11 protein-coding genes and 1 tRNA gene are annotated in these 12866 nt (G+C 68.6%); 7 read left to right on the forward strand and 5 right to left on the reverse strand.

What is annotated here, in order from left to right; all coding sequences use genetic code 11:
- Positions 1-80: 80 nt before the first annotated feature.
- A complete protein-coding gene (locus tag PV734_RS30070) occupies positions 81-737 on the reverse strand; it encodes a DUF461 domain-containing protein (protein ID WP_319097169.1) in 657 nt (218 codons plus the stop codon).
- Positions 738-1384: 647 nt separating this feature from the next.
- On the opposite strand from PV734_RS30070, the gene PV734_RS30075 reads away from it, so the two are divergent.
- From PV734_RS30075 to PV734_RS30100, 6 genes are all read left to right on the forward strand, one after another.
- Positions 1385-1867 carry a CarD family transcriptional regulator gene (locus PV734_RS30075; protein ID WP_003953493.1) on the forward strand — a complete coding sequence of 161 codons (483 nt, stop codon included), beginning with the start codon at positions 1385-1387 and terminating at the stop codon, positions 1865-1867.
- A gap of 434 nt (positions 1868-2301) precedes the next feature.
- Complete coding sequence (gene ispD / locus PV734_RS30080) at positions 2302-3054, forward strand: 2-C-methyl-D-erythritol 4-phosphate cytidylyltransferase (protein ID WP_319097170.1); 753 nt, start codon at positions 2302-2304, stop codon at positions 3052-3054.
- Positions 3044-3562: a 2-C-methyl-D-erythritol 2,4-cyclodiphosphate synthase gene (gene ispF / locus PV734_RS30085; RefSeq protein WP_319097171.1), complete on the forward strand. Its 519-nt coding sequence runs from the start codon at positions 3044-3046 to the stop codon at positions 3560-3562. The genes ispD and ispF overlap by 11 nt, the downstream gene beginning before the upstream one ends.
- A 100-nt stretch (positions 3563-3662) precedes the next feature.
- Positions 3663-5066 carry a cysteine--tRNA ligase gene (gene cysS, locus PV734_RS30090; protein WP_319292790.1) on the forward strand — a complete coding sequence of 468 codons (1404 nt, stop codon included), beginning with the start codon at positions 3663-3665 and terminating at the stop codon, positions 5064-5066.
- Positions 5067-5197: 131 nt separating this feature from the next.
- Positions 5198-6139 (forward strand): 23S rRNA (guanosine(2251)-2'-O)-methyltransferase RlmB, encoded by a 942-nt coding sequence (gene rlmB, locus PV734_RS30095; RefSeq protein WP_319097173.1) that lies wholly within the window; start codon positions 5198-5200, stop codon positions 6137-6139.
- Positions 6140-6257: 118 nt separating this feature from the next.
- Complete coding sequence (locus PV734_RS30100; protein ID WP_415924288.1) at positions 6258-7985, forward strand: DoxX family membrane protein; 1728 nt, start codon at positions 6258-6260, stop codon at positions 7983-7985.
- A 145-nt stretch (positions 7986-8130) separates the two neighbouring features.
- On the opposite strand, the gene PV734_RS30105 is transcribed toward PV734_RS30100, so the two are convergent.
- From PV734_RS30105 to PV734_RS30120, 4 genes are all read right to left on the reverse strand, one after another.
- Positions 8131-8862 carry a nucleotidyltransferase family protein gene (locus tag PV734_RS30105; RefSeq protein ID WP_319097175.1) on the reverse strand — a complete coding sequence of 244 codons (732 nt, stop codon included), beginning with the start codon at positions 8860-8862 and terminating at the stop codon, positions 8131-8133.
- A gap of 176 nt (positions 8863-9038) precedes the next feature.
- Positions 9039-9488 (reverse strand): hypothetical protein, encoded by a 450-nt coding sequence (locus PV734_RS30110; protein WP_319097176.1) that lies wholly within the window; start codon positions 9486-9488, stop codon positions 9039-9041.
- A gap of 225 nt (positions 9489-9713) precedes the next feature.
- Positions 9714-10850, reverse strand: a complete 1137-nt coding sequence (locus PV734_RS30115) for a sn-glycerol-3-phosphate ABC transporter ATP-binding protein UgpC (protein WP_319097177.1) — start codon at positions 10848-10850, stop codon at positions 9714-9716.
- 326 nt (positions 10851-11176) lie between these two features.
- Positions 11177-12592 (reverse strand): RNA-guided endonuclease TnpB family protein, encoded by a 1416-nt coding sequence (locus PV734_RS30120; protein ID WP_319097178.1) that lies wholly within the window; start codon positions 12590-12592, stop codon positions 11177-11179.
- 176 nt (positions 12593-12768) lie between these two features.
- Here PV734_RS30120 and PV734_RS30125 point away from each other — a divergent pair.
- Positions 12769-12844: transfer RNA gene (locus tag PV734_RS30125), tRNA-Thr, on the forward strand.
- The last annotated feature ends 22 nt before the right edge of the window (positions 12845-12866 follow it).

The following is a 12866-nucleotide window of genomic DNA, read 5'->3' on the forward strand; positions in this document are numbered from 1 at the left end:
GACAGTGTGTGTACGGCGAAGGGCGGGACCTCTGTCAGGAGGTCCCGCCCTTCGCCGTACACACGCCTGGCCCAAGGCCCTTACTGGGCGGCCGACTCCGAGGTGCTCGGGGAAGCCCCGGCGGCAGGCGACCCGGCCTCCCCGGACGGGCTCGGGGAACCGGACGCGGTCGGCTCGCCGGAGGCGGACGCGGACGGCGAGGCGGTCTCGGCCGGTGTCTCCGGAGCCGCGGTCGGGCCCCATGACGAGTAGTAGCCCGCCGCCGGGACGACGAACGCGCGCAGGCTCACGTCACCGGTCTTGCTGAACGTGAAGGTGACCTTCTGCGCGTTGCCGTCCTGAACGGCCTCACGGCTGTTCGGCAGCACCGCGGAGGCGTTGTTCTCGCCACCGATGACGAGCGAGCTGTGAGCCGGGATGCTCAGGCTGCCGCCCTCGGCGGGCTTCAGTTCGGCGGTCTTGCCGGTGCCGGGGACGGTGATCGACTCCAGCGTCTGGGCGGTGGAGCCGTTGTTGAACACCGTCGCGGAGACGGCGGCCGGGCCGGTCGACTCCAGCTCCGACGGGGTGATGACGACGACGTTCTGCAGCTTGATGTCGCCGACGGTCATGGCCGCGTTGTCCGGCTTGACCTCCAGCGTCTGGGCGTCGTTACCGGCCGCGCACCCAGCGAGCGTGGCGACCGAGAACGCGAGGGCGGATGCGGCGAGGGCGCCGCGTCGAAGGCTGCTGCTCACGGCGGCGGCAACTCCTTGGAACGCACGGGCAGCTCCTTATAAAGCCGCCCTAAGTGACTGTCAGCGGCCTTAGGTTACCGAGCCGTTCCCGTGCCACCGCACCCGACCCGCCTCTAGCGGTCACCGGGGACGCCGGCTCGGGAGAGCCCGGATGCCTCGGGAGCCACTTTTGACCCTTCCTTGGGGCATGACAGTCCGGCATTCACATAACCGCCGTCGGCAAACAGAGTTACCGGCTTGCGGATTTCCGGTGAAGGAATGGACGGCACCCGAAATTTGATCACCTGTAGATCATCTGCTTGATCGTCCGGGGGGACATCAACTGGCGTGATCAATTCCGGATTCGCCGCGCACCCGACTCCGCTCACCGAACGGAGTAGCGTAAGTCGCACACTTGGAAGCGGACATAAGTGGATGTTTGGTCGCCTGTCGGGGTCTCCGGGGGAGTGTAACGTCCGGGTTTCGCTTCGTTCGGAGAGCCGCTCCGACCTGCGAATACCCCCGCCGTTCTCGCTTCCGGGGCCCTTCCGAAGCACGTTCCTGTTGCACTTGTCAAGCCCCGAGATATGCCCTGACCTGCGAAAACGCCATTCAGAAGCTGCCGTTTCCGTGTTACCCTGGATAGCCACGGAAGGGGTACCTGTCACATGACGTTCAAGGTTGGCGACACCGTGGTCTATCCCCATCACGGGGCCGCGCTGATCGAGGCCATCGAAACTCGCCAGATCAAAGGCGTGGACAAGACCTACTTGGTGCTGAAGGTCGCCCAGGGTGACCTCACTGTACGTGTGCCGGCGGACAATGCGGAGTTCGTCGGCGTACGGGATGTGGTTGGTCAGGACGGGCTGGACCGGGTCTTCGAGGTGCTGCGTGCTCCGTATGCCGAGGAGCCCACGAACTGGTCACGTCGTTACAAGGCAAATCTGGAGAAGCTCGCCTCCGGTGATGTCATCAAGGTCGCGGAAGTCGTACGTGACCTGTGGCGTCGTGAGCGTGAGCGCGGACTGTCCGCCGGTGAGAAGCGCATGCTCGCCAAGGCTCGCCAGATCCTGGTGAGCGAGCTCGCGCTCGCGGAGAACACGAACGAGGACAAGGCCGAGGCACTGCTCGACGAGGTGCTCGCGTCCTGACTCTGACCTGAACGCGCAGGCCCTGAAAAGCCCGCTCACTCAGCTCAAGCAGCACACTGAAATGCCGCGGTGCCCGATGACGTATCCAATGTCGCCGGGCGCTGCGGCATGTTCGTGCCCGGATTTCCCGCCGCGCACCCGAACCTCGAACCGTCCGAGCCTCGAAGCATCCAGGCCTCGAATCCGAGACCTCACGCGCGACGTGAACAGGCGCCGTCAGCGGATTTCCTACCGGCAGTGGATTCTCCGCGGTCAGGGGCTCCCCGCGGTCTGCCAGCAGCACTGAACTACTGATACTTGAGTACTGATACCTGCTGTGCCGGGCCCGGAGCAGACTCGACCGGAAGTCACGGAAGGGTCCGATCGAGGCTCGCGCCCGGCACTCCTCCAGGCCATACCCACGAGGGCTCGGCACACAAACCTGACAGGAACCGATGTCTGACGAATCGCGCCCCACACCGCCCGGGGCACGTACCGCCGCCGTGATTCCGGCCGCCGGCCGGGGCGTACGCCTCGGCCCGGGAGCCCCCAAAGCGCTCCGCGCGCTGAACGGCACGCCCATGCTCATCCACGCGGTGCGCGCGATGGCCGCGTCCCGGGCGGTCTCCCTGGTCGTCGTCGTGGCCCCACCGGACGGCGCCGCCGAGGTGAAGACCCTCCTCGACGCCCACGCGCTGCCCGACCGCACCGACTTCCTGGTCGTGCCCGGAGGCGAGTCCAGACAGGATTCGGTGAAACTCGGCCTGGACGCGCTGCCGCCCGGCATCGACATCGTCCTCGTACACGACGCCGCCCGCCCGCTGGTACCGGTGGACACCGTCGACGCGGTCATCGAGGCGGTCCGGGACGGCGCCCAGGCCGTGGTCCCCGCGCTGCCCCTCGCGGACACCGTCAAAGAGGTCGAACCGGCCACGACCCCCGGCGAACCCGAGCCGGTGCTAGCCACACCCGAACGGGCGCGACTGCGCGCGGTCCAGACACCGCAGGGCTTCGCGATCGACACGCTCGTACGAGCCCACGAGACGGTGACCGAGAACGTCACCGACGACGCGAGCATGGTCGAACAGCTGGGCCTGCGGGTCGTGGTCGTGCCCGGCCACGAGGAGGCGTTCAAGGTGACCAGGCCGCTGGATCTGGTGCTCGCGGAAGCGGTACTGGCCCGCAGGAGGCTCAACGATGGCTTCTGAACACACGTCCGCGTCTCCCACGGCGGGGCCGGTGCTGCCCCAGGTCGGCATCGGTACCGACATTCACGCTTTCGAGGAGGGCCGGGAACTGTGGTGCGCCGGCCTGAAGTGGGAGGGCGAGGGGACGGGACTCGCGGGCCACTCCGACGCGGACGTCGTCGCCCACGCCGCGTGCAACGCGCTGTTCTCGGCGGCCGGACTCGGCGACCTGGGACAGCACTTCGGCACCGGACGCCCCGAGTGGTCCGGCGCGTCCGGAGTGGTACTGCTGACGGAGGCGGCCCGGATCGTACGGGCGGCGGGATTCACCATCGGCAACGTGGCCGTGCAGGTCATCGGGGTACGGCCGAAGATCGGGAAGCGCCGCGACGAAGCGCAGAAGGTGCTGTCGGAGGCGGCCGGTGCGCCGGTCTCCGTGTCCGGCGCGACGACGGACGGCCTCGGCTTCCCGGGACGCGAAGAGGGCCTGATGGCGGTGGCCACGGCACTGGTGGTCCGTACCGGCTGAACCCCGAGAAATTCGCCCCACGCCCCCGGAACGCCACAGGGGCCGGATTTTTGTGCACAAGGGTCGCAAGGCACTGGTGTGGGGCCACTACCCTGGACCCGTGACCATTCGCCTGTACGACACCAACGCCCGGCAGATCCGTGACTTCGCCCCGCTCACACCGGGCTGTGTCTCGATCTACCTCTGTGGCGCCACCGTGCAGGCCGCTCCCCACATCGGGCACATCCGGTCGGGGCTCAACTTCGACATCCTGCGCCGCTGGTTCACCTACCGCGGGTACGACGTCACGTTCATCCGCAACGTCACCGACATCGACGACAAGATCATCAGGAAGGCCGCCGAACAGGGCCGCCCCTGGTGGTCCATCGGTTTCGAGAACGAGCGGGCCTTCAACGACGGTTACAGCGCGCTCGGCTGCCTCCCCCCGACCTACGAGCCGCGTGCCACCGGGCACGTGACCGAGATGGTCGAGATGATGCGCGGGCTCATCGAACGCGGCCACGCCTACGAGGCCGACGGGAACGTCTACTTCGACGTGCGCTCCTTCCCCGGCTACCTGGAGCTGTCCAACCAGGAACTCGACAACCTGCTCCAGCCCTCCGGCGACGGCGAGACCGGCAAGCGCGACCCCCGTGACTTCGCCATGTGGAAGACCGCCAAGCCCGGCGAGCCGACGTGGGAGACACCCTGGGGAAGGGGACGGCCCGGCTGGCACCTGGAGTGCTCCGCCATGGCGCACAAGTACCTGGGGACCGCCTTCGACATCCACGGCGGCGGACTCGACCTGATCTTCCCGCACCACGAGAACGAGATCGCCCAGGCCAAGGCCTTCGGCGACGACTTCGCCACGTACTGGGTGCACAACGCCTGGGTCACCATGAGCGGCGAGAAGATGTCGAAGTCCCTCGGCAACTCCGTCCTCGTCAGCGAGATGGTCAAGGCCTGGCGGCCCATCGTCCTGCGCTACTACCTCGGCACCCCGCACTACCGCTCGATGATCGAGTACAGCGAGGACGCCCTGCGCGAGGCCGAGTCGGCGTTCGCCCGGATCGAGGGCTTCGTGCAGCGCGTCGTCGAGAAGGCCGGCGGGGTCGTCGAGCCCTCCGCCGAGGTGCCGCCCGCCTTCGCCGAGGCCATGGACGACGACCTGGGCGTGCCGCAGGCCCTAGCCGTCGTCCACACCACCGTCAGGCAGGGCAACTCCGCCCTCGCCGCCGACGACAAGGAAGCCGCCGTGGCCCGCCTCGCCGAGGTGCGCGCCATGCTCGGGGTCCTCGGACTCGACCCGCTCGACCCGCACTGGGTCGGCGACGCCGGCGACCGCGGTGAGGATCTGCACGGCGTCGTCGACAGCCTCGTACGACTCGTCCTCGACCAGCGCGAGGCCGCCCGCGGGCGCAAGGACTGGGGGACCGCGGACGCCATCCGCGATCAGCTCAACCAGTCCGGCCTCGTCATCGAGGACGGCCCGCAGGGACCGCGCTGGACCCTCGGCCCGCGCTGACGATTTCGGCCCAGATCGCCCCGGATCACCCCATATCGCTGCTCATTTCCTTGATCGATTGTGCCGCCCGGGTTTCCGGGCGGCACACTCATAGACGTACACACGCACGTCTTCACACAGACAGGTAGGTCATGGCCGCTAACAACCGCCGCATGTCCGGCAAGAAGGGCGCGCAGGTCGGCAGTGGCGGCCAGCGGCGCCGGGGGCTCGAGGGCAAGGGCCCGACGCCGCCCGCCGAGGCGCGCAAGAAGCACAAGAAGAACCGTATTGCCAATGCCAAGGCCAAGCAGATCCAGCGGCGGCCCGCACCCAAGGGACGCGGCGGGAAGGCGTCCTCCGAACTCGTCGTCGGACGCAACTCGGTCGTCGAGGCGCTCCGCGAGGGCGTCCCGGCCACCATGCTGTACGTCCAGCAGTTCATCGACAACGACGAACGCGTGCGCGAAGCGCTCCAGCTGGCCGCCGACCGCGGCGGCATCCACCTGATGGAAGCCCCCCGCCCCGAGCTCGACCGCATGACCAACGGCCTCAACCACCAGGGCCTCGTGCTCCAGGTCCCGCCGTACGCGTACGCCCACCCCGAGGACCTCGCCAACGCCGCCTACGACAACGGCGTGGACCCCCTCATCGTCGTCCTCGACGGTGTCACCGACCCTCGCAACCTCGGCGCCGTCGTCCGCTCCGTCTCCGCCTTCGGCGGCCACGGGGTCGTCGTGCCCGAGCGGCGCGCCGCCGGCATGACCGCCGGCGCCTGGAAGACCTCCGCCGGCGCCGCCGCCCGTACACCCGTCGCCCGGGCCACCAACCTGACGCGCACCCTGGAGGCGTACCAGAAGGCCGGCATCGTCGTCGTCGGCCTCGCCGCCGACGGCAACGCCGAACTCGGCGACCTGCCCGCCCTCGGCGGACCCGTCGTCATCGTCGTCGGCAGCGAGGGCAAGGGACTGTCCCGGCTCGTCGGGGAGACCTGCGACCACCTCGTACGGATCCCGATGCCCGGCGGCACCGAGTCCCTCAACGCCGGTGTCGCGGCCGGCATCGTGCTCTACGAAGCGGCCCGCCGACGCGCCTGAACACACGTGCGCGACCGTCACCCGTACGGGGGAATCCGGGCGGGTGACGTGACCTTGACGCGGTCCGGACACATCCGCCAAGTCAAAGCAGTGTCCTAACCTCACGTCACTCGGTTAGATGAGTGTGGACACCAGAACACCCCGCACACCCACGGGGGACCGCTCGTCGGGATACGACGACGCTCCCGCGCTGAGCATGGTGAAGGTGCCGAGCGATCCGGCGCAGGTCATCGTCAACCATGCGAGTTTCCGCGTGCAGTTGGGGGCCTCGACTCGGCGGGCGGCACCGTCGTCCCGCGTCGCCCGGCACCTCGGCGCCTCCGAGGACACGACGCGCATCCCCGTCGCAGGCGCCGGCGGCGCCACGGCCGTCCGACGCCGGGCACCCGTCGTCTGGAGCGGGAAGTCGGCACCCGACGACACCGGCGCACACCGCCTGCTCCAGGCCGTCCGGGGCTCCAGCGTGCGCCACGGCGAACAGCCGCCGGCCGGCGACGCCGGAGCGACCCAGGTCATCCCCCGTATCGACGACGAACTCGACTACGCAGGCAGCACCCTCGACCAGACCGTCGAGACACCGATCGTCGGAAGCCAGCGCACCCACGGCTCCGACACCGGTCGCCTGCTCCCCAACATGCGCACCACCGGCAGCGCCTACGAAGAGGCCGGGTACGGCGACTCCGGATACGGCCGATCCGGCTACGACGACGGCGAGTTCGGCTACGAAGGCGACGAAGCCTACGAGCGGGACGCCGACGGACACCGGACCGGCGTCAGACGCAACCCCAACGACCCCGTACGGCACGCCTATTACCCCGGCCGCCGGATGAACCTCGGCGTCGTCCTGCTCCCGCTCCGCATCTTCCTCGGCTTCATCTCCATCTACGCCGGCATGGGCAAGCTCTGCGACCCCGTCTACTTCGACGGCGGCAAACGCGGCTCCATGATGAAGTGGCTCAACACCCTTCACCCCTGGGAAGTCGCCGAACCCCTACGCCAGTTCGCCCTCCAGCACCCCGTCGGCTCCGGGCTCGTCATCGCCTTCCTCCAGGTCATCGTGGGCGTCCTCACGGTCCTGGGCCTCTGGCAGCGGGTCGCCGCGGTCGGCGGCGCCCTGCTCTCCGCCGCACTGCTCCTCACCGTCAGCTGGAAGAGCGTCCCCGTCTACGACGCCCCCGACATCATCTACCTGGCCGCATGGTCGCCGCTGATCATCGCCGGCGCCCCCGTCTACTCCATCGACGGCCGCCTCGCCGGCAGCGCCTGGCGCCGACTCGGCCCCCGTACGGACATCTGGGAGCTGCGCGCCTACGTCCTGCGCCGCGGCGCCCTCGTCACGGCCGTCGTCATCGGACTCACCCTCCTCATCGGCTCGCTCCTCGGCGGCGCCGTCCGCGACGCCGACCGCGTGGTCGTCCCCGGCCCCGGCGAGGCCCCGCGCAACCAACTCCCCGGCTCCCCGCTCCCCGAGCAGTCCGGCGGCGAACGCCACGCCTCGAAGAGCCCCTCGGCGGCCACCAAGTCCCCGACCCAGAACGCCACTTCGGCCAGCCCCACGACCGGCGGCGCCGCGACCACCCCCGAGGAGGCCCGCGAGAGCGGCAGCGTCACCGGAAGCCGGCCCAGCCAGACCCAGGGCAGCGCCGGCCAGGCCCCGCCGCAGCAGACCACCCCCGCCCAGCAGGCGCCCAGCACCACCGCCGGACCGTCCTCGTCGGGCGGCACGGGCACCCCGGGCGGCACCAACGGCGGCTCCACGGGCGGCAGCACCTCAGGCACCGGCGACGGCAGCACCGGCGGCTCCTCCACGGGCCAGCCGGGCCTGGTGGGCGGCCTCCTGGGCTAGCAACAACCCGCCTCGGTACGGCGGTCACATGAACGGGGTCCCGCGCTGCGACAGCGCGGGACCCCATTCACGTATCAACATTCAGATATCAACTCACTCAACTGCAACGGCCTTTGGTGGACATCCAGGTGGCGAACATCCGGGCTCAACGGCCCAGCGTCGCCAGCTCCTTCGCGGCCTCCGTGAGGTCCTTCGCGGTGTCGATGGCACGCCAGTAGGCGCCGTGCGGGATCGTGAAACCGGCCAGGCGCAGTTCACGGGCCAGGTGAGGGAACGTCGTACGTTCGTGGTCGCCGCGCTCCGGGAGCAGGGCAGCGAACTCGGACGAGAACACGTACACGCCCGCGTTGATCTCGAAGGTCGACGGAGGTGACTCGATGAAGTCCGTGATGTGACCGAACCCGTCCGTCTGGACCGCGCCCCACGGCAGCCGGGGACGGGCCAGCGCGAGCGTCGCGACGGCGTCGCGCTCGGTGTGGAAGTCGGCCATCTCGCGCAGCGAGAAACGGGTCCAGATGTCACCGTTGGTGGCGTACCAGGGCTCGTCAGGGGCGGGGAGATGCGCGGCGGCGTACTTGAGGCCGCCGCCACGGCCCAGGGGCTCGGTCTCGACAACCGTGGTGACGTTCAACGGCAGATCGGCCGTCTCCAACCACTTCTGCAGCACCTCGGCGAGATGGCCACAGCTGACCACCACGTCCGTCACGCCCTCCTCGGCGAGCCAGACGAGCTGATGGCCGATGATCGGTGTCCCCGTGCCGGGGATCTCGACCATCGGCTTGGGCCGGTCATCGGTGTACGGGCGAAGCCGGGAGCCCTGGCCGCCGGCGAGGACCACGGCCTGGGTAGGGCGCGACGTGGCGTTCGGATCGGTCATATTCGAACTGTACGGGGCGCTCCGCGGGTTTTGCGGGGTGGGATTCAGTGCGGGTCTGTGGGCGGGAGTCGGCTGGGATCGGGTGGGGTTCTGCGGGCCCGGTGGGGGCTGGTCGCGCAGTTCCCCGCGCCCCTGTAGGCGTGCCCCTACGGGGCGCCTACAGGGGCGTCAGACGCTCAGCTGTGCGCTGCTGCCACTCCGGTCGCGAAGGAGGTGTCGCAGACCGGACGGGAGAACGACTGGGCGCGCGACGGGCCGTACGCACGGACCGCGGCGCGGCCCAGGGCACGGGCGATCGACGTGCAGTGCTTCGCAAGCGTCGGGCGGCCGTTCACCGCCTGCTGGAGGTGGGTGAGGGCGATGCCGGGGTCCTTCTCCTGGAGCTCCAGGAGAAGCTGGTCACGCAGGACGTCCTGCGGTGACGGGGCAGCGGCGGCCCGGGCGGCCAGATCCTCGGAGGAGGCGGTGAGCACCGAGTCCGAGGGGCTCCCCGACCAGTTGACTCGGGTGACCGCGAGGGTCCCGGACAGCACCAGGACGACGGGCAGGACAAGGGCGAGGCTACGGCCGATCCGGCGGGCGGGGCCACGGCCACTTCGCGTCAGTTGGTTAGTGGAGTGCTTCACGCGAGTGAGGGTAGCGCTCGGTACTGATTTGGCGACATTCAGTCACCCTATCGGGGGATGGATTGGTGCCGTTTTCTGGGTAGGGCGTTGACGCACACGATTCGAAACGACCGGTCCGCCGGGGTATCGGGCCTCCGGCAGGCAAACATGCGAAGTGCCGCGCGGAGGGCACACGCGAGGGGCCCCGCGGCAAGCCGCGGGGCCCCTCGGTGTTCAGATCGCGTCTCAGTCGGTGAGGCGCTCGCCCGTGGAGGTCGAGAACACGTGGATCTCACCCGGACGGGGCACGACGTGCAGCGTGGCGCCCTTGTCCGGGACGGCACGGCCGCTGACACGGACGACCAGGTCCTTGGTGTCGTCGCCGACCTTGGCGCTGCCGTAGACGTAACCGTCGGCGCCCAGCTCCTCGACCACGTTCACCGTGACGGCGAGACCGGCCGGGGCGTCCGCGGTGTCCTTGGTCAGCGCGCTGGCAACGGCACCGTCGTGCTCGACGACGTCGAAGTGCTCCGGACGGACACCGACCGTGACCGTGGTGTCACCCTTGTCGGCGGCGGCCTTGAGAGCCTCACGGTTGACCGGGACGACCGAGTTGCCGAACTTCACGCCGCCGTCGGTGATCGGAACCTCGATCAGGTTCATCGCCGGGGAACCGATGAAGCCGGCCACGAACAGGTTCTTCGGGCGGTCGTACATGTTGCGCGGGGAGTCGACCTGCTGGAGCAGACCGTCCTTCAGCACGGCCACCCGGTCACCCATGGTCATGGCCTCGACCTGGTCGTGGGTGACGTACACCGTGGTGATGCCGAGACGGCGCTGCAGCGACGCGATCTGCGTACGCGTCGACACACGGAGCTTGGCGTCGAGGTTCGACAGCGGCTCGTCCATGAGGAACACCTGCGGCTCACGCACGATGGCACGACCCATGGCGACACGCTGACGCTGACCACCCGAGAGGGCCTTCGGCTTACGGCTGAGGTAGTCCGTGAGGTCGAGGATCTTCGCCGCGTCCTCGACCTTCTGGCGGATCTCGGCCTTGTTGACGCCGGCGATCTTGAGCGCGAAGCCCATGTTGTCGGCGACCGTCATGTGCGGGTACAGCGCGTAGTTCTGGAACACCATCGCGATGTCCCGGTCCTTCGGCGGCAGGTGCGTGACGTCGCGGTCACCGATGCGGATGGCGCCGGCGTTCACGTCCTCGAGCCCCGCGAGCATGCGGAGCGAGGTGGACTTGCCGCAACCGGACGGACCGACGAGCACGAGGAACTCGCCGTCCCCGACCTCGATCTCCAGACCATCGACGGCGGGCTTCTCGGTGCCCGGGTAGATGCGGGTCGCCTTGTCGAACGAAACAGTGGCCATGGGTACTAGGCCCCCTTCACCGGCAGGAACGTGCCGGACGATCCGTAGTGGAAGGTGGTGTAGTCCACAGACGTGGACTGAATCTGGACGGTACCCGGCGTTTCGCCGTCTGTCAGTAGGTGGAGGACTGTGAACTTCGCGGAAATTTTCGAGACGAACAGTTTCGAGAAGGCAGAGCAAATCACTTTTGACCTTGCCGCGAGGCTTCCTGCTTCACCACGCACCGCCGACGCACACAGTCCTCATGAACTGCGCCCGCACGGTCTTACAAGCGCTCCACAGGCGTTCCGGCCGACGGCCCGTCGGTCCGTACCATCCAGCCGCCGCTAAGCAGCCCGCAGACAATCCTCCAACTCCGACGCCCTGATCAGCGTCGGCACTCCCTTTGCGGGCGGCAGCCCGGCCGCCACCAGCCAGTACAGCCGGAGACCCTCGTCCCGAAGGTTCACGGCCGCATTCACATCCCGGTCATGGACGACCCCGCACCCGGCACACGTCCACTCCCGGACCGAGACATCCAGCTTCGGACCCTTGGTGTGGCAGGCGGAGCAACGCCTGGTCGAGGGGAAGAAACGGTCGACGACCACCAGCGTCCGGCCGTACCACGCGCACTTGTACCGCAGCTGCCGTAGCAACTCACCCCACCCGGCATCGATGATCGCCTCGTTCAGCTTCGCCTTCCGCCGACGGCCCGTCCCACGCGCCGGACGCATCAGGTTCCCGATGGCCAGATCCTCCACCACGAGCACTTGGTTCTCGCGCACCAGGCGGGTCGTGAACTGGTCCAACATGTCCTTGCGTACGTCACTGATGAGCGCGTAGAGACGCGCGATCTTCCGCCTCACCTTGTCCCGGTTCGCCGAACCCCTCACCTTCTTGTGCAACTCACGCTGCAACCGCGCCAACTTCTCCGCGTACCGCCGCAACAGACGCGGATGACCGACCTTCGTCCCGTCGTCCAGCGCGACCAGCGACGCCAGCCCCAGATCCAGCCCCACCGCCTTCGGCGCACGCGAACCCGGTACGAAAACAGCGGGCAGAGGCACAATCCGCTCCTCCACGAGCGTCGACACGAAGTAGCGCCCCGCCCTGTCCCGCGTCACCGACAAACGCACCGGCACGACCCCCACAGGCAACGCCCGAGACCAACGAACATCCAACGGAGCCGACTGCTTCGCCAGAGTGATCAGCCCCGTACCCGGCCGCTCCGCATCCTCCACCCACCGAAAACCGGTCCGCACATACGTCGCCGAATCCTGCGAACGCCCCTTCCGCTTCCGCTGCGGATGCCTCCCCGAACCTTTGAAAAACCGCCCGAACGCCTGATCAAGATGGCGCAACGACTGCTGAAGCACCGTCGACGACACCTCCCCGAGCCACGCCGTCCCCTCCACCCGCTTCCAGCCCGTCAACGCCCGACACGACTCCGCGAACCCCACATTCACCCGATGCCGCTCCCAGGCCCCGGTCCGCAACGCCAGCCCCTCGTTGTAGACCCACCGGCAGGCACCGAACGTCTTGGCCAACTGCTCCGCCTGCTCGGCCGTCGGATAGAAGCGGAAGCGGTACAGACGGTGCTGCTTGTCCGACTCCTTGACGTGCCCCTTCAACGGAGTCGCCGCGCGCTTGTGGTGCTTGCGGCGGTCGCCGATCCCGAGGGACTCGCGCTTGATCCGGTCGGCCTTCTCGCCCGTCACCGCTTCCAGCGTCGGCTTCTCCACCGACTTCCCCGACTCCCCCATGAATCCCTCCCCGACGATCCGATCTTCGGAACGCACGTCAGAGCGATCAACGAACGGGTGCGCGGATGGTTACGTTTGGTTTTCGAGACCGAGGTCAGCCCCCAACTCCGTGGCTGAGGGGATCGCTCTCTGTGTACAGTGGAGCCGCCTTCGCGTACGGCGTTGTGGTGCGCGATGCCTCCTTAGCTCAGTCCGGCCCAGAGCGGCTGTCTTGTAAACAGCAGGTCATCGGTTCGAATCCGATAGGGGGCTCAACAGCCCAGGTCAGCCCCAA

Origin of the sequence: Streptomyces sp. AK08-02, assembly GCF_033795085.1 — a bacterium.
GTDB lineage: Bacteria > Actinomycetota > Actinomycetes > Streptomycetales > Streptomycetaceae > Streptomyces > Streptomyces echiniscabiei.